Below are 19,107 nucleotides of genomic sequence, written 5' to 3' on the forward strand. Positions count from 1 at the left end.
TGATTTTCAGACGCGAGACCGACCATGAGCGATGCCATCCGATTTGAACGTGAGCGCGGCCTGCTGACCCTGCGCCTCAACCGCCCCGACAAGAAAAACGCCCTGACCCGCGCCATGTACAGCCACTTGGCCGAAGCGCTGAAACAGGCGGATTCCGATCCGGAAATCAACGCCGTGCTGATCACCGGTTCTACCGAGTGCTTCACCGCCGGCAACGACATCGCCGACTTCATCCAGCAACCGCCGATCAACCTCGACAGCCCGGTGTTTCAGTTCATGCTCACCCTGCTCGAATGCCGCAAACCGGTGATCGCCGCCGTGGCCGGTGCAGCGGTGGGTATTGGCACGACGATGCTGCTGCATTGCGATCTGGTGTATGTCAGCCGCGATGCGCGCCTTCGCATGCCGTTCGTTAATCTCGGGTTATGCCCGGAGTTCGGCTCCAGCCTGCTTCTGCCGCGATTGCTCGGGCAGGCCAAAGCCGCCGAGTTGTTGCTGCTGGGCGAGGGTTTCAGCGGTGAACAAGCCGCGCAGTGGGGCATTGCAACCGAAGCCTTGGACAGTGGCGAAGCGGTGTTAGCGAAGGCGCGGGAGATGGCGTTGCGTTTCGAGTCGCTGCCTTCGGAAGCGGTGCGTATCAGCAAGCAATTGATGAAAGCCCCGGACCGGGAACAACTGCGCAAGGCAATAGAAGAAGAGAGCGCACAGTTCACCCAACGGTTGCGCTCGCCGGAAGCGATTGCGGCGTTGTCAGCGTTTATCAACCGGCATTGAATCTCCGCTGACTGAGCCGGCCCCTTCGCGGGCAAGCCCGCTCCCACAGGGTTTTGTGTTGTACTCCGGATTTGTGATCACCACCCATTACTGTGGGAGCGGGCTTGCCCGCGAAGAGGCCTGATCAGACAACACAATGCTCGGATCAAAAACCAAAAAGCCCCGCCATTCACATGGCGGGGCTTTTTTGTTTCAGCGGTCGATCACTCAGACCATCGGATCGCCAACGTGCAGGATTTTCATCCCGTTGGTGCCGCCGATGGTGTGGTAGCTGTCGCCCTTGGTCAGGATGACCCAGTCGCCTTTCTCGACTACGCCGCGCTTGAGCAACTCGTCGATCGCGGCCTGGCTGACTTGCTCAGGCGGCAGCGATGCCGGGTCGAACGGTACGGTGTAGACGCCACGGAACATTGCCGCACGGGCCTGGGTTTCGCGGTGCGGGGAGAACGCGTAGATCGGTATCGAGGAACGGATACGAGACATGATCAACGGCGTGTAGCCACTTTCGGTCAAGGCAATGATCGCCTTCACACCCGGGAAGTGGTTGGCGGTGTACATGGCCGCCAGGGCGATGCTCTGGTCGCAGCTTTCGAAGACCTTGCCGATGCGGTGGCTGGAGGTCTTGCTGGTCGGGTGCTTTTCAGCACCGATGCAGATGCGCGCCATGGCTTGCACCGCTTCCAGCGGGTACAGGCCGGCAGCACTTTCCGCCGAGAGCATCACGGCGTCGGTGTAGTCGAGCACGGCGTTGGCCACGTCGGACACTTCGGCGCGGGTTGGCATCGGGTTCTGGATCATCGACTCCATCATCTGGGTCGCGACAATCACAGCCTTGTTGTGGCGACGTGCGTGCAGAATGATTTTCTTCTGAATGCCCACCAGCTCGGCGTCGCCGATTTCCACACCCAGGTCACCACGAGCCACCATGACGGCGTCGGAGGCATTGATCAGCGCGTCGAGGGTTTCGTCGTCGGCCACGGCTTCGGCGCGTTCGATCTTCGCCACCAGCCAGGCAGTACCGCCGGCCTCGTCGCGCAGTTGACGGGCGTATTCCATGTCGGCGGCGTCACGCGGGAAGGACACGGCGAGGTAATCGACTTGCATCTCGGCAGCGAGCTTGATGTCGGCCTTGTCTTTTTCAGTCAGGGCCGGTGCGGTCAGGCCGCCACCGCGACGGTTGATGCCTTTGTGGTCGGACAGCGGACCGCCGATCAGTACGGTGCAATTCAGCTCGGTGGCATTGGCGGTATCAACGCGCATGACCACGCGGCCGTCGTCGAGCAGCAGCTCGTCGCCCACGCCGCAGTCCTTGACCAGATCCGGGTAGTCGATGCCGACGATGGTCTGGGTGCCTTCGGTCAGAGGATGGCTGGTGGAGAAGGTGAATTGATCACCGATCTTCAGCTCGATCTTCTTGTTGGCGAATTTGGCGATACGGATTTTCGGGCCTTGCAGGTCACCCAGCAGGGCGACGAAGCGGCCGTGCTTGGCAGCGAGGTCACGCACCAGCTTCGCGCGAGCCTTGTGCTCGTCGGGGGTGCCGTGGGAGAAGTTCAGGCGGGCGACGTCCAGGCCAGCCAGAATCAGCTGTTCGAGAACTTCCGGCGAGTTACTGGCCGGGCCAAGGGTAGCGACGATTTTGGTGCGACGGACGGACATGCATAGACTCCTGAGTTCAAGCGCTGAGTGAGGCTACTATGGTCCGATGTTGTAGTCATTGTTCGTTTGCACTACTTATTCGTTTGTTTTTTGAAACGAACATTCCTGAAGATTTTGCACAACGGGTCGATACAGAGCTCAAGACAGGAGAACCCCCATGCGATTCGTGCTCATTGCCGCCCTTGCCATCAGTGCCCTCAGCGTCACGGGCTGCACCCGTTGGTCGATGAACCATCATTTGAATAACGCCTACAGCGCCTATGACCGTGGCAATTGCGAGCAAGTAACGCTCGAACTGTCCAAAGTCGAACGCGCCAGCCGCGCGCGGCCTTACGTGTGGCCGGAAGTCTCGATGCTGCGCGGGTTGTGTCTGGAACGGCAGAAACTGTTTGTCGATGCGGCGCAAACCTACCAGTTCATCATGGCCTCGTACCCGCAAAGTGAATACGCCTACCGCGCGCGCGCCCGCCTGGAAACCTTGCAGTCGCTGGGCCACTATCCGCTGCGCAGTGCTGCTGCGGTCGTGCGCCCGACGCAGTTCTGATTGTCGTAGTTGTTCAAAGACTGGCTCACCGGCGGTGGTGAGCTATAGTCGAATAGATCGATTCAGAGCCTTGCCTCTGATCGACTCAACACCTGTGATCGGCAGGAGTAAGCGGCAGCGGCTTTATCGACTGTCGCACCGGGATCGGGGAGAGCGCGCCATGCCTCTTTAGAAGCAGGCCTGTTCCGAAGCATTTGTGCGGCTCTGCTTAAGGGCCTTGCTGGGCGAATTACGCATGTTTACCGACCGCCGGATCGAGCGGCATCAACTGCCGTATTTTCTAAGAGTGTTCAACAGCATCACCGACAAACCCATTGGCTTTCTGGGCAACGTGTCCGAAGACGGGCTGATGCTGATCAGTCAGTTGCCGATGATGATCGGCGCCGATTTCGATTTGCGCCTGAAAATCCCTGCCAGCGACGGCTGCATGCAGGTCATTGATCTTCAGGCGTGTTGCCTGTGGTGCCATGAAGACACGACCCCTCACCACTATGACGCCGGGTTCAGCCTGCAACGGGCACCGCCGGAGTATGGCCAATTGGTCAGCGCCTTGAAGCGATACTTCAGTTTTCAGTCGTTGCCTGCCTCGGCCTGAAGTCCGCAGCCTGTAGCAGCAGGCTACGCCAGCTGCTATCTGTTGTTACGTCGTCTTGATCGCCATCTCGTTCTCCAGCGACCTCTCCACCAGCAACAACCCCAACTCACTCAACTGATAAATCGCCATCGCCAGATGACGCGGCTTGTCGTCCAGGCTTTCTGCCAGGTCCAGCAGCAGAATGCTGACCGACGAAAAGGTTTCGTAGGTCTGGATGGTCAGGGCTTCGGCGGTTGCATCGGGGACGACGGTGAACATTTCCATGGCTCGGCTCTGGGATGAGCGGAGGGAGTCGATGTCGGCGGGATTAGGTGTTTCTTTGAACATAATCGTATTGCCTCTATTAGGGCTACCACCGATTCGCGACTAAACGAGAGGGTGGCGGCGGTACGCAGGTTAGTCGACCGGGAGGCATACGAATTACCGGCGCGCCCGAGGGCGCCCTGCGCACAGCCACCATCGAGTGCGGGGATAGGGAATACCCGACTTGATGATGCTTATGCACCTACATATACCTTCCGGGCGACTAAACCCGATCGCTGATTGGCAGCGACGCGGATCAAGTTACGGGGCAATACCAAGGCGCACAAGCCGGCGGATTCTGGCGGATCTGTAGGCAACGGCGCAAGGTGCTGTAGCCGCGGACTGAGGCGTTGAAAACATGGGGGAAAAGTGCGGAGAGACGGTTACCGCTTGTCGGGACTGTCAGTTTTTACAGGTAGTAAACGCTCAAGCCGGGAAGTAGAACATTGGCAGTATTAGTAATCCTTGGCTGGAGAACGTGTATGGACACTGGTCTTGAAGAGTCTTCCCCAGAAGAACCTATTTTTGAACCTTTCCGTATAACAAGTCCTGAAAATGGTGAAGAACTCACCAGACAGAACGTTTCGATTTCCGGAAGGGGCGGGCTGCCGTTCTTTATTCATGTACGCAAGATACACGCCGATGGAAGCCAAACGCCATTGGGGATCACCTATCCAATCATCTCACCCGGGGGGCCATGGGCAACTCTGCCTATTTTCTTTAGTAACGGTCCGCATAAAATAATTGCCGTGATCATTGGCGTTGATGGTGAGGAGTACCCATCCGACCCGATTACTTTTTCGGTCAAGGCGCCGTTGGAGGCTCCTGTCATCGTTGCTCCTGGTGCCAGCAGTGTTCGGGATCAGACGTTTATGGTTTCAGGTGTAAGGGGCAGGACTGGTGCGACAATCGAGATTCTTAGGGATCATAGCGAACGCATTGTCATTGGTACCGGCCTAGTAAATACCGGCGGAAGCTGGGACGTCACTGTCACCGTAACGCCGGGGCCTATCTCCCTTGTTGCGGAACAATTCATGGATGGTGAACGTTCCGGGCGCAGTCAGGCGCGCGGATTCAAAATCCGACCGCCCCAATTGACGGCCATCAAAACGGAATTTCTGACCACACCTGTAGCAGGCGTGAAGTTTTCAGGTGCCGGTCATGATGGCGCGACGGTCGAGATTACCGTTGTCAGCGGACCCGTGAGAACGGCACCGCCCGCCGTACAGGTGGGAAACGGCCAGTGGGAAACCACGGCGACGAGCTGGCCCTTTGGTACGTACGCGCTGAGTGCGGTGCAGAAAGTCCCCGACAATGCCAATGGCTGGATACTTTCGCAGCCGTACCTATTCGACGTTGTCAGGAAAGTACCACCGCCCACCAATGTGAAGTACACCGTGGACGACCGCACACCGATTTTCACCGGCAATGGCGAGAATGGGGCAACGATTGTTATCACGGACGCTACAGGCGGCTCTGTGAACGTACCAGATGCTTCCGTCAACGCCGGAACCTGGTCGACCCGTGCCAGGGCACCTTGGGCGCCGGTGAACTCGCGATCCATCAAAGTGGTGCAGAAAATCGGAACGGCGACCTCTGATTTCGTCGAGATCAAGGTCACCATCGAAAATCTTGCGCCACCGACCGAGGTGGCCTACAGCGTCACGGACTACAGGCCAACCTTTACCGGCAAGGGCATTGTCGGGGCGACGATTCACGTTCTTGATGCGGGCAATAACGATGTCGTTCTCCCTGTTCTGCTCACCGTTCCAAACTGGTCAATCCCAGCGTCGGCCACTTGGGGGCCGACGAAGTTGCGAAAAGTCTTTGTGGTCCACAAAAAAGATGGGTTGACCTCTACGTCTGTTGCACTGGATGTCACCATCGGGCTGCTGGCACCTGAGATCACCCGTGTCACCGTTGATGAGTTACATGCGGAAGTGGCCGGCACGTGCTGGGCCGGGGCGGTGGTCACTCTGAAGTTCAGCGACAGCGCCGATTTGCATAAGCCTGATATCAGCAACGGCACCTGGGTCTTTAAACGCCCGACTCCGTTCACCCCGGCTGAAGAATATACGGTCACTGCGACGCAGACTTTTGCCGATCTGGAGCCGTCCCCCCCGGCGTCCCGACAATTTGCAGTCAAATTGCCAACCCCGCAGATTACCGGCCCTGATGATGAGGCAGAGGTGTGGCGCGACTTCACCGTAAAGGGCGACAAGGGCTACAAAGGGGCGACGATGCAGCTGGGCGACGCTCAATTTTGCAGGGCACTGGGCGAGCCCAAGGTATTGACCGAGGACGGTGAGTGGTCAATCGATCTCACCGGGCTGGATTTTCGTCGCTACACCATTGACGCGCAGCAGAAGCTCAATCAAGGGGAGTCCGAGCGCAGTGAACCCCGTGTGTTTGAGGTGGTGCTGGTGCCACCGGTCATTGCGGTGCCGATGGAAAACGGCGATTTGCCGCGAACCTCGACCCTTTCGGGATGGGCCATGCCGGGCGGGCGGGTAGAGGTTTGGTTGAAGGATGCTGCCGTGCCTTTGCTGACGAATATTCCGGTGGGTAGTGACGGCCGCTGGAAAGCCGAGGTGACGTTGCCAATCGGGGCTAAAAACATCCGGGCCAGGCAAACTTTCGATAGGTGGACATCCCAGGATAGCCAGCCTCTTAACTACAACGTCGTGCCGGCGGCCCCGCTTATCGAAACCCCGGCCACGGACGAGCACATCGGCCGGCGGGTGGTGGTGTCAGGTTTCGGTGTGCCGGGGGACAGTGTGACGGTGAGGCGGGGCGATGCCACACATTCTGTGCTGGGACGAAGTCCGGTGCTGGAGGATCGCACCTGGTCGGTGACGCTGGAGTTCGATCAGCCCGGCGGCCTCTACGCACTGGTGGCTGTAGCGTCGTGCGACGGGTTCGATTCGGCCGATTCCGCCGCACGTCCGGTGGTGTTGGGTACGTATCAGCCTGTCGTCGATGCGCCAGCGCAGGGGCAGTGGGTCAGTCATCCGGTCGGTTTCAAAGGCCGGGGCAGGCCTGGTGTTGGGCAAGTGGTGAGCTGGTTCAGTCCGGATCAAGTATGGGCGCCCGATCTTCCCGTCACTGGTGGGGCCTGGCAGGGGGAGGCGCAGCAATTGCTGCCTCTGGGTGGCCAATGGTGCCGGTTCAGGCAAAGCATCACTGACGGTACCGATGGTGCGACGGTTTCCGAATGGGTCGAGAGCAAACGCTTCGAAAGCGTGCCTCCGATAGCGGAGCCCTGACATCCGATTACCGACGAACGGTCATAAAAACTGTCAGTTATGACAGTGGACTGTGACCGCGTCAAGGCGCCAAATCTCTTTAATCGAACGCACGGCCTGACCGGTTTTTCAGGCCGTTCAGGGCCGTTATCGACTTAAGGAACCTGACCATGACTGACTCTCGCCCTGCCTTGCAGCTGCTGAACCAAGTATTCAGTGAACAACAACTTACACAGTACGCCGACCTCGGGACTTACCTCGAAAAAGGCGGGTCGATCTTTCCGCTGGTGGAAAAGGGCGTTCAAGGGCTGGTGAGGGACTACTGCATCAGCCCCGATGATGCGCGCCAGTTTTTGCGCCGGGCCAACAGCATGGCCATCTACGTGCGGCGCCAGTTTATCGAGCACAGCCTGCACAGTGATAAAGCAGAGGGGGCCGGGCCGCGCAGCGGTTTGTTGTCGATGGTTGACGGCCCCAGTTTTGAGCGTCTGTTCAGCCCCAGGTTCGACAGCCTGTGCCCCCCGGATGCTCTGGAGTCTCTCGCCTCGCCAGTGGCGTATCTGATCGAGCTGTTGCGGTGGATCGAGCAACACATCGAGTCCCTGTCAAACACCGATGGCAAGCTGCTGCTGCATGACCGCCGCAAAGACCTGAAGCTGCTGGCCGTCGACTTCAACGCGGTACATCGATCAGTGTCCTCGGTCGACATCATCGTTTCGGTGCTTGAAACGTTCATCAAGGCACACCAGGCTCAAACGGATCTTGAGCAGGCGATGATCGAGGCGCGATATCCCAACGGGCTCCCGTACTACCAGCACTGGGTCACCCTGGATGCGGTCGCCCGTCACCATGGCCTGTCGGTGGGCAATTTTGCGCACATGGTGGATATCACCTTTCCCTATTTTTTGCAGGATCAGGCCTGGGACAACGATGCGGGGCGAGCTCTGGCCCATGCGTCGCGGCTGGGACCTTATCAACGACAGTTGCTGACGGAAGGTCCTCCGGCACTTGCAGATAAAGAGAAATTCTATATACGGAATTTCGGTACCGATGAGCTGACGTGGCAGAACCTCAATCAGGTTCCATTTTTCGGCGAGCGAACCAAACTCGACACGCCGGGGCTCGAGGCGCTGCTGTCGGTTCGCAGCTTCGCCCCTGTGCGGTCGGCCAACGTTACGTACCCGGAATCGGTGCCTGCGGAACCGGAAAGCGGGCGCTCCGGTTCGGTTTACCTCAATGCCAATACCCACCCTGCCGTCAGTATTACGGGTGTCGGAGATGGGCCTTCGGTTCTCCATCGGTTGACGGCTGATCCCTCCGTAGCCATTGGTCTTGACCGTTATGACCGGATGAACCGCAAGCTGCGCCTGGATCAGTGGCTGGAGCTGCCCAGCGAGCAGGTGGATGCGCTATTGGTCGCAGCCATCAGGGCTGAAGTGCGCGGTGGTGCGCAGGCCACTGCTTGGCGGATCACGGAAAGAACCGTGCACGCATTGGGCCTGTTTCAGTCGTTGCGCGAGCGCTACAAGTGCACGGCGCAAGAATTTGCCGTGTTTATCGATGAGTTGTCGATTTACGGTCGCGGTGAAGCACTCTCGCAGTTCGATCAAGTCTTCAACGGTCAGGGCAACTATCCTCAACCCTTGAAGCTTGATGGCAACACGTTCCCGGTATTACCGACACAGGGCGTGCCCGATTTGACGGTCATCCAGATATGCAACGCTTTGGTGATCGATCTGCAGACCTACAGTTATCTGGCCCTGGCGATTGCCGGAGCACAGGGTGTCGAGGACAACAATCTGCTGCGTAACGCGGCGACCCTGTCCAGTTTTTACCGTCTGGTGAAGCTGCCGCGCCTGTTGGGCATTACGCCGGTCGAAGGCGTCCTGATGCTCACATTGTTGGGTGGGAAATCCTGGCTCGATGGCCTGGCGGGTGCTCCCCGGATCAATCCGGCCAGCGTCAATACGCCTGATGCGTTGACCCTCATCTATGCGATGCATTCCTGCGCGGGATGGTGTGCAGATCGCAACATTCCGGTGCTCTGGATGCTGCAGCAGGTTTCGGAGCCGCAAGCTCTCGCTGCCGCCTCTGACAAAGAGCGCCAGTTGTTTGAACAGGTGCGCAATCTGTTGTCCGGTGCACTGTTCACCAACGCGGCGTTGTTGATGACCGGTGTGCCAGCGCTGCCGGGTGCCAGCTGGCTGGACCTGTTGACGGCGCTGGTCGATCCCGACGGATTGGTCGTAGCCCAAACGGGAACGGAGGCCGATTATCTGGATGTTGCACGCCTAACGCTTGATCAAGCGGTAAAGGATGGCCTGGGTGAAAGCAATGCAAGCGTGCGCGCTGGCATCGTCGAAAAAATGCTCACCGTACTCTTGCAGGCCAGAGAGACTCAGGTGTCGGTGGTCAAGGAGTGCCTGGCGGTGTATGCGGGCGTCAACGCCGAGCAGGCATTATTGGTGCTGGCCTGGGCCAATGCCACGGTGTACCGACTGTTGCGTCAGGTAATCGAGCGTATGGGGCTGGATCTTGACGAGTCTGTGAGGGGGCGCAACGAACAGCCCGATCCATTGCTCAAACTGTTGGCCGATGTGCACCGCCGCAGCGCGGTGGTGGCGAAGCTGGATCTTGGTGCCGAGCTGTTGCAGGACTATCTGGATTATGGCCATAAGGCTTGGTTGGGCCAGGACGACAAACACGCGTTCACAGTGAGGACGCTTTACTACCTGACGTCACTCGCCCGGGCGTTTGAGCTGAGCAAGCAACCGGCGCAGAAACTGCTCGATTATTTACGCGAGGTCAATGCGCTGCCTGATCCGTTGGGCGAGCATGCAACGCGTCTGGCTCAACAAGCGGCATCGATCCGGCTGGCGGAGTTTTTCGACTGGAGCGTTCAGGAGGTGCGCGAGTGCGTCGGCCGCATCGATCCGCAACTCAAGGTCCTGAAAAACCTGACCCAGCTGGATCTGCTGATGCGCGTTCGGGTGCTGGCGACGCACACCGGCATGGATGCCTTGACGATCTTCCTTATAGGCACGTTGCCGGAGGCGGTAGACAAACCGGCGTACAACACGGCTGCGGAGCATGCCTTGCTGAGCCTGTCCGAAACCCTTGCGCCTGTGCTTGCCTTCTCCGAGGATCTGAAACAGCTCGTTACCATGACCTGTACTGTCGACAACACCGAGGTGGTTGCCAACAAACCGGAGGATAAAATCACCTTCACCGTGACCCTCACAGACATCAACGAACAACCGCTGAGCGGTGTCAACGTTTACTGGAGCGCCGCTCTGGGCAGCATCGCCACCGCCGCAACGGAGCCTAATGGCACGGTCAAGGCGCAGTTCATACCCGGCAAGGTCATGGGTACGGACACCCCGCTGTTCTGGCTGGATCTGTTCGAGCCGCAGTACGCAGACACCATCAACGTCATCGCAGACCACCTTACCTTGCAATTTCCCCAACCGCTCATGGCGCGGGTGCCGTTGGGAGCCGTGGCGTTCGGCGAAGAAATCGAACTCTACGCCACGTTGATGGACAGCTTCAAAAACCTTGGGAAAAACAGCCTCGTGAGATGGACTTCCAAGCCACTGCCACCCTCCGATATTGCGGACGCTTCGCTGATCATTCGCCCGGCGCAGGCCTACACGAACCAGGAGGGGCTGACGCGCGTGTTCGTCTCCAGCCCCACCGGTGGAAAGTTCGAGATCAGTGTCCTGAGCGAGGTCGCTGAGTCGAGGTCCCATTTTGCCGCCATCACCTTCGACGGCGAAGAGGCTGGCCGGTGAACGGCGTCGATGGCTGCTCGTGTGTTCCCGGTTCACACCTTCTGGAGGAAAGACCATGGCACTGAACAATATGGCTGGGTTGCTCGAAAAACGCCGAAGCGCGTTGGTCGAGTACTGCATCGGGCAAGTCGGCAAAGGAGCCAATCCGACGTTCGGCTTCCTGAGAACGCCGGCGGATTTGTTTGAACTGCTGCGCATGGATCCGCTGGACAGCTACCCGGTTCAGAGTTCCTGGGTCGCCGAAGCGACGAGCTGTGCCCAGCAGTTCATTCATGCCGCGTACCGCAAGCTGGAACCGGGCTATGAGAATATCGAATTCGACGAGAAGCATCTGGCCACCTGGGAGCTTTACAGCAATTACCCGGATTGGGCGGCGCTGCAGCTGATTGCGCTTTACCCGGAAAACTTCATCAACCCCTTTGTGCGGCAGCGCAAGACCAGCCTGTTCAAAACCCTTGAAAACAACCTGAACCAGACCCGCTTGAACAGCGACTCCGTTCAGGCCGCCCTGCGGGACTATCTGCAAACGTTCGAGCAGACCTGCAACCTGGATGTGATCAGCAGCTACATGGACGGCGCTTTGCCCACGGATGCCAAATATTACTTTGTCGGTCGCCAGCGCGTGCCGCCCTTCCAGTACTTTTGGCGCAAGGCCGAGGTGATGCTCTCGAATGAGGATATCGCCATCAATCCGGCGGCATGGAGTGAGTGGCAGCCAGTGGATATTCCCACCGGTGCGAAGGTGCTGGACATGCGTCCGGTGTTCTGGAACGGGCGGCTGTGCCTGGTGTGGGCCGAGTGGCGCGAAAGGGCGGAGGGGCACCAGCCTGACGAATTTTTGCCGCACAGACTGGACATCAGCGTGGCTTTCATGACGCAGAATGGCCAATGGTCGGCACCGTTGAGCCTGCACAGTTGCGAGCCACCCAAGGACCTTTCTGAGGGAGCCCGGCTGATTGCGACCGTGTGGGCCGATCATCACAACCCCAAAGGCAAGCTGGGGGTCTTGTTGACTAACGGCAAGGCTGGCGGGGACTCCTTCAGTGTGTCTGCGGTACGTGATGTGTTGTTCCGTCCGTTGACCGACGATGATGGCGGTTGGCTGAAGGCTGCAGCTGAGCGTCGTTTTGTCGACGTCCAGATAGTTCAGCATCCGCTGATGATGCAGCCGACAATCGCCGCCACTCAGGAAGCGCCGGGTGACCTGGTGCCCTATCTGGATCTGCAGGCTGTCGCGTTTCGCGTCGGTGATGATGATGTGCTTGTTGTTCAGGGTGTCTTGCGGCCCACACCCGTTACCGGCGACGCTGAATTTGAATTGAAGTTGACGGGCGCAGATGGCAATGACCCGACTCCGATCACGATCACGATCACGATCAAGAAGCCGAATGCCGGTGGCTGGGGAACCGAATGGCAGGTCTTCAGGCGGTCGAAAGGGATGTGGCAAAGTCCGACCTTTACCTTTGGTTCCGCGGGTGGCCGTAAAAGATTTGTACTAACGATCGCCAACGTTACGGACTTCACGCCACCCCGGTTGCACAAGAACACCCTCGATGCGGCGCAGTTTCTCAACCTTACACAGCCGAAACGGCCGGGACAGCCGGAACAGCTGCTCAAGTTCGTCCGTCTGAACTCGCTGTTCGGCCCGGAACTGGTACAGCGTTCGAACATTTCCGTCGATGACGTACTCGATTGGGACACACAGTTTCTACCAGAACCCTCCCCGAGTTCAGGCACGATCAACGAGCCGAACGGTGCGTTCGACGGCGCCAACGGGTTGTTTTTCTGGGAGCTGTTTTTTCATTTACCTCATCTGGTCGCGACGCGTCTACGGGCGGAAGATCGTTACCTGGAGGCGCAAAAATGGCTGCATTACCTGTTTGATCCGCAGGCGCCGGCGGATCCGGTGGATCCCCCACGTCCGAATCCAAAACCCCTGTATTGGCGCTGCCGTCCATTGAACGTCGAAGGCAATGTGGGCTGTGAAACCCGTGCCCTGACCGATCCGGACGCCATTGGTTACTCCGCGCCATATCACTTCAAGGTTCTGGTGTTCACCGAGTACGTCAAGAATCTGGTGGCCTGGGGGGACTGGTACTACCGCCAGCTCACCCGTGACAGCCTGGTGGCGGCCAAGCTGTGTTATGTCCAGACCGAGTTCCTGATGGGCCAGCCACCGTTGGTGCGAACGGCGAACCGTTGGGTGACAGACACCGTGGACGGTCTATTAAGCAAAAGCACTTCGCGACGGGCGCTTGAGCAGTTTGAAAAAAATCTCGCGTTCAGCCTGGCGGACTTTCCCGCCGCCGCCGAGGCGCCGCCCGAGCTTGGGCTGTTGGCAAACGAACCGTTCACCTGTCCGATCAATGAGCAGTTGCTCGCACTGTATGACTTGCCGGGCCAGCGCCTGCATAACCTGCGCAACAACCTGACCCTGGATGGCAAGCCACTGGATATACCGCTCTTCAGCCCGCCCACGGATCCCAATCAATTGTTGCGCGATCTGGCGGCTGGAGGTGTTGGCGGGCCAAGACCGATGGGCGGGCGACTGGTGGTCGGTGCATTCCGTTGGCGCGTGACGTTTGAGACTGCGTTGCGTGCGGTGCAGGTGCTGCAGGAGTACGGCAATCAGGTGCTGCGCCTGCTTGAGCAACGGGATCGCGCCGAACAGGAAGAAATGCAGCAAAACCATCTGGTGGAGCTTGGAGCCTACGCCAAGACCGTTCAGGAGCAAACCATCGCCCAACTGCAAGCGAACGTGACCGCCCTGGAGCAAAGCCGGACAGTCGCGCAGGAACGGGCTGATGCCTATGCACAACGCTATACCGAGAATGTGTCGGCGGTTGAGTACGAGGTCATGGAAAATCTGTATCTGTCAAAACAATTGTCGTTGGCCGCCGCCAGCATCAAGCCCGCCGGCGCGGTGCTTGCCTCTTTGCCCAACATTTTCGGTTTTTCGAATGGTGGGCATCGCCTCGAGAAAATTGTTGATGCGGTTGTCTTCGGATTGGGCGTCGCCTCGTCGGTAGTGCAAATGGACGCAGACAAACAGGCTGCCACCGAAGGCTACCGCCGTCGCCGCGAGGAATGGCAACTGCAACGCGATCAGGCATTGGCGGAAATCCGTGCAGTCGATGCGCAAATCACCGCACAGAACAGTGCCGTGCAAGCTGCCCAAACCAGTCTGGAGCAAACCCTCAGGGCCAATAGCCAGGCATTGACGGTTTACAACTTCATCAAGAAGCGCGCGACCAATGCCGAACTGTTCGGCTGGTTGCTCGGCCAGTTCAAGGCCTTGCACTACCAGGCGTACGATGCGGTCGTCAGCTTGTGTCTCAGTGCCCAGGCCTCGCTGAGCGCCGAAACCGGCGATTACGACTCGCAGATTCCGTTGCCCCAGGTCTGGCTGGACAACCGTCACGGCCTGACCGCAGGCGAGCACTTGCGCGGGCATTTGCTGCGCATGGAGCGTGAGTATCTGCAACGGCATGAGCGACGGCTGGAACTGGTCAAAACCGTTTCGCTTCGCCAGTTGTTCGAGGACACGATCGATCCGCAGCCCGGTGCTACCTGGAAGGAGGCGTTGGATCGCTTGACGAATCAAGGAACACTGGAGTTCAGGCTCACGCAGTTGCTTTTTGATCGTGATCATCCGGGGCATTACTGCCGGCAAATCAGCTCGGTCGAGGTTGATCTGCCGGTGCTGACCGGGCCCTACCAGGATGTGCGGGCCACTTTGTTGCAAATCAGCAGCATGACGGCAACCAAGGCATCGGCAGCGTCGGTGAGGTATTTGCACGAACCGGATGGCGCTGTGGCTCCATCCGACGTGCAAATCAATCTGCGCAGCGGTCAGCAAATAGCCTTGTCGATGGGCATTGCCGACAACGGCCTGACGGCGATGAAACCCGATGAAGGCTTGCTCAACCCTTTCGAAAACACCGGGGTGGTGTCTCAGTGGCGGGTGCACTGCCCTTGGCCGAAAAAAGAGCCGCAGTCCTCCCTGCTCGCGTCTTTGACGGACATCATTGTGCGCATTCGCTACACGGCCAAAGCCGGCGAGTCGAGCTTCATTCGAGCCGTGGAAGACATGGTGACCCGAGCCGAGACGGATGCCCAGAACACCAAAACAAGGAGCTGGCAGCCATGAGTGAACCGATTATCCAGGCCAATGAGAGTCTTGTGCTCAACGGTGATTTCGAGGAGTCGTGCAGCCACTGGAAAGCGGGGCCGGTTAACTCGAACTGGTTGGGTACGACGACGGAAGAATATGAGGGGGAATGGATTAGTTTTCTGAAGGCCGGCAATAAGTCTTCGGTCAGCCAGGCGCTGAAGATTCCCGTAGACCCTGGCGCACAAGCTCGGTATGTGCTCAGTTTCCTGTGCGAGATGCGGCATATCGAAGCGGGCAAGCTGGTCGTCAGTATCGATGGGCAGTCAGAGACGCTGGAAATCTCGTTGCAGCCGGGTAAACCACCGGATCCGGAGGAAGATCAAGCGCGTCTGAAGAATGGTCAGCCGCTGAAGTTCCAGCCGATCAAGTACGAAGTCGACCTGAATCTGCCGTTCCACGCTCAAGACACGATCACCGTCAGCGTGTTCAGCCCGCCCAACGAGCTCGGGGACTACGCGTCGCAGGTGCGTATTACCCGGATCAAGATTTCTTTGCACCTGGGGCCGATGGAGATGCGAGGGCTGACACTCGATGAGGAGGCATTACCCAGGAGGGGGCCGTTGTATCTGTGTCTCGGAGCCTCGGCATCCAACGCTCATCGGCTCGGGTTTGTGCTTGAACCGGACAATGTCTGGGTGGGCACCCCAGCGGCGTTGATCAGCGACGACAATCCGCAGGGCGCCATTCTCGCGACACCTGACTGGGGCGTGAATCATCAGCTGGATTCATTCTGGTCTCTCGATTGCCCATATATCGGTGACCAGGAGCCCTATCTGTTCGAGATGAACCTGGTTAACAAGTACAACGCCGATCCTTACCCGATTGCCGTGTCGCTGGGCCATCACCGGTTGGTCTTTCGTGAGGTGCTGGAGGCGGCTTATTACCCGGTTCTCGAATACGGGCAAACCGTGCGTCTGGGGGTTCGGGTAGCGTCGTGGTACACCGGGTATCCGGTCGACGGGCGGACGGTGAACTGGACAGTGGAAGCGCAAGGAGTCAAAGGCGCTGCCGTCACCGATGACAATGGTTGGGCGTATTTTGACTATGTGCCGACGGCGCAGGGTACGTTTAGCGTCAAGGCGTCGGTGGACAGTCTTTATTACGCCGCTGGCGTCGTGGTAAGCGAGACGCTGGAGGTTCGGGTTCTGGCGACGGATCCGTGGAAAGAGGTCCTGGCCGTTTCCGAGGGCAACGAGACGCGGTGGGAAGAGAAGACCGGTTATCCCAATCGGGGCTCAACCTATCCCGTCAATGTGAAACTGCCTGTCGACAGTCCTCTTCTGGGAACTGACGTGTGGCTGAGATGGAACGGCGATTCCCCTGAGCAACTGGGGGTTACCGTCAGTCCGGTGCTTGAAGCGCCAGTGCCGGTCAATGAGCCCGACGCAGTCTGGACGCTGACGAACGATGATGACCTTGACGGTCGGTTCGAGCTGTCTCTGGTCTGCTCGAAGCTCTTGCTGCCATCGCCCAAAAAGCTCATGTCACTGGCGCGCAATGTGGTCAGGATCGGCGACGTGCGTGAGGCCAACAAGTTTGCGGTGGTGGATGAAAGCGAAAGTGTGTTGTTGCGGGTGCAGGTGGTACACCACGTGATCAATGGCGACGGTGATCCGGTCACCAATGCACTGGTTGACTGGACGACTCCCGAGGGCATCGTCTCCACCACCACGGGGGCCGGTGGCTGGGCCAATGTGTTGTATACGCCGCAAAACGAAGGGGACACGGTCATCACCGCCAATGTCAGGGCTCATGAAGATGCGGTGGCGATGGAACAGCCTTTCAACGTGAAAGCATTAGCGACCAGCCCATGGAAGGGTGAGGTCAGGATCCTGCTCGATAACGTGGAGGTCGACCGGGTGGCGCTTGGTCTGCTGTGCTGGCGCGGCCAGTCACATACCTTGAAGGTCGAGCCACTGACCGGCAGCAGTTTGATCAACGAAAACATGACGTTGAACTGGCGCAGTGCGCCGCCGGCAATCGGGCTGGTGCCGAGCGACATCGGCACGCCCAGGTCATTGCCTGTGGGCGGCCTGGAGTGGACGCTCGACTCTGAGGCCAATACCAGCCTCAGCGGTCTGTTCGAACTGAAATTGACCAGTGAAGCGTTGTCAGTCGACCGTGAGCTGTTCGGGCGTTTGATATCCCCTGATCTGACTCAGGAAGTGGCTCTGGTGCTGGATCAAATACCGTCTGCGCTGGGCAATCAGACGTTGTATCCATGTTTGGGCGCGTTGCACCGCTTCATCGTTTTGCCCAATGCTCTGAGCCCCCTGGTAGGCCTTTCGGCGATGCTGTTGTGGTCGGGAACACCGGCCGAGCAACTCGGTGCCAAAGTCGAACCTGCACTGGATCAGCGGCAGGCAATCGGTGACGGCGGCGCCCGCTGGGCGTTGGACTTTAACGCCAGCCCGGCACCCGGACAGTTTGCCCTGGCGTTGGCACTGCCTCAGCTGGATTTCGTCGCCACCGCCAACCCGATGGCACTGGCGCATAACAAAGTCAGGATCGAGGCATGGCGCGAATCGGCGGTGGATCCGGTCGTCGGACAGGAACCGGCGTGGATGTGGGTGCAAGTGCTCTCCCACTTCACCGAGCGCGCCGTGGATCAGGTGCCGGTGACATGGGTGGCATCGGAGAGCCCGAGTGTGGTGAAAACCGAGGCGGATGGCTGGTCCGGTTTTGCTTTTGCACCAGCAGCCGGTAATCCGGAGCATCAGGTGGCGGCGTTGGTGACGAGTCCTTACGACGGCTATCAAGAGCAACGCGTCATGACGGTCACTGCGCTGGCGAGCGATCCGTGGGAGGGGCTGAGGGTCAGTTTTGACAAGCAACCCTTCCAGCCGTGGGGCGAAAAAACCTACTTCCCGCGTCGCAAGGGGGAGCATTCTGTCGATCTGGAGGCCGCCAGTAACAGTCCATTGTTTGGTCATCCCTTGATGCTAGGAATGACCGGCACCGGACCTGCCGAACTGGGTATCAGGTTTTTGTCGGAAGGGCTTGGAGTGCCCCGGTCATTCTACGACACGGGATTGCAGTACCTATTCAACGTTGGCGATTTGAAGGACGGCAGTTTTGCGTTGCGCCTGTCGTCGGAGCGACTGGCGAGCCTGTCGCCGGCGAACGCGATGTCGCTGGGTGAGGGGGCACAGGTGCTGAAAATCATCGGGAACAGCAGCGTTTATCAGACGCTGGATTGGGGGCAGGAACTTGTTGAACAGGTCGCCGTGATTTCAGGTATCAGCGGCAGGCCGATGGCGGGCGTTACTGTGACCTGGCGCAGTCCGGAACTGGGTGAAAAGGTCGGCGTGACGGACTTCTATGGGGTGGCGAAAGTGAGCTTCAAACCGACCGTCCCCGGTGTCACGCCACTCACGGCGACGGCGGGAGATGCCATTCACTCGGAGTCGATTGCGTTGCCGTTTACCTTGAACGAGCCTCGTGAGATTCAGTCGCTGGTCTGCGCCGAGCCGGTGGGTTATCCAGGGGACACCGTTTCGGCCATGGCCACGATTGTGTCGGCCCGAACCGGTGGGCCTTTGTCAGCGGTGGAAGTGATGTGGGAGTACGCGGGCGTCAAACTGACGCCGACGATGAGCGGGCCGGACGGGGTGGCATCGGTCAGTTTCAAGCTGTCGACGGTGGGTGAAAATTTGTTGGTCGCGACCGTGAAAGGAGGGCGCGGAGGCTGGGACATGGCGTCGGTGGTGATTGAGGTGTTGCCGGTTCATGCCAGAATCAAAGAGGTCACTGCGTCGCCTAATCCGGCGTTTACTGGTACCTACATCTCTATGACGGCCGTGATCGTGTCAACAGCCTCTGCAGAGCCTTTGCCAGACAGAGAGGTTTTCGTCTCGGTGAATGGTGCGCCATACCTGCCGGCCAAAACGGATGCCCGTGGTGAGATCAAGCGGTATTGGAGGCCGTTGGACGTTGAGCCTGTCTCGCTGTATGTCGAAGTGAGAAATCCAGGTGAGGCGCCGCAACGTTGGGGTGTCGATGTGGTCATCAAAGGATAGAGG

8 protein-coding genes and 1 pseudogene are annotated in these 19,107 nt (G+C 58.9%); 7 read left to right on the forward strand and 2 right to left on the reverse strand.

What is annotated here, in order from left to right; all coding sequences use genetic code 11:
- Nucleotides 1-24 precede the first annotated feature (24 nt).
- Entirely contained in the window at nt 25-774 is a 750-nt protein-coding gene (locus FQ187_RS03415) for an enoyl-CoA hydratase-related protein (protein WP_149628407.1), read from the forward strand.
- Nucleotides 775-981: 207 nt separating this feature from the next.
- On the opposite strand, the gene pyk is transcribed toward FQ187_RS03415, so the two are convergent.
- Complete coding sequence (gene pyk / locus FQ187_RS03420) at nt 982-2,433, reverse strand: pyruvate kinase (RefSeq protein ID WP_149628408.1); 1,452 nt, start codon at nt 2,431-2,433, stop codon at nt 982-984.
- 157 nt (nt 2,434-2,590) lie between these two features.
- On the opposite strand from pyk, the gene FQ187_RS03425 reads away from it, so the two are divergent.
- Nucleotides 2,591-2,977, forward strand: a complete 387-nt coding sequence (locus tag FQ187_RS03425) for a tol-pal system YbgF family protein (protein WP_046049689.1) — start codon at nt 2,591-2,593, stop codon at nt 2,975-2,977.
- 235 nt (nt 2,978-3,212) lie between these two features.
- Complete coding sequence (locus FQ187_RS03430; protein WP_149628409.1) at nt 3,213-3,572, forward strand: PilZ domain-containing protein; 360 nt, start codon at nt 3,213-3,215, stop codon at nt 3,570-3,572.
- Between the two features lie 45 nt (nt 3,573-3,617).
- On the opposite strand, the pseudogene FQ187_RS03435 reads toward FQ187_RS03430, so the two are convergent.
- Nucleotides 3,618-3,866: pseudogene (locus FQ187_RS03435) on the reverse strand (DUF6124 family protein); the annotation flags it as partial.
- 491 nt (nt 3,867-4,357) lie between these two features.
- On the opposite strand from FQ187_RS03435, the gene FQ187_RS03440 reads away from it, so the two are divergent.
- From FQ187_RS03440 to FQ187_RS03455, 4 genes are all read left to right on the forward strand, one after another.
- Complete coding sequence (locus FQ187_RS03440) at nt 4,358-7,141, forward strand: hypothetical protein (RefSeq protein ID WP_149628411.1); 2,784 nt, start codon at nt 4,358-4,360, stop codon at nt 7,139-7,141.
- A gap of 149 nt (nt 7,142-7,290) precedes the next feature.
- Nucleotides 7,291-10,911, forward strand: a complete 3,621-nt coding sequence (locus FQ187_RS03445) for a Tc toxin subunit A (protein ID WP_149628412.1) — start codon at nt 7,291-7,293, stop codon at nt 10,909-10,911.
- Nucleotides 10,912-10,966: 55 nt separating this feature from the next.
- Nucleotides 10,967-15,061 carry a neuraminidase-like domain-containing protein gene (locus tag FQ187_RS03450; protein ID WP_178122665.1) on the forward strand — a complete coding sequence of 1,365 codons (4,095 nt, stop codon included), beginning with the start codon at nt 10,967-10,969 and terminating at the stop codon, nt 15,059-15,061.
- Entirely contained in the window at nt 15,058-19,104 is a 4,047-nt protein-coding gene (locus FQ187_RS03455; RefSeq protein ID WP_149628413.1) for a hypothetical protein, read from the forward strand. Before FQ187_RS03450 ends, FQ187_RS03455 begins: the two co-directional genes overlap by 4 nt.
- The last annotated feature ends 3 nt before the right edge of the window (nt 19,105-19,107 follow it).

This window comes from Pseudomonas sp. ANT_J28 (assembly GCF_008370005.1).
GTDB classification, from domain to species: domain Bacteria; phylum Pseudomonadota; class Gammaproteobacteria; order Pseudomonadales; family Pseudomonadaceae; genus Aquipseudomonas; species Aquipseudomonas frigoris.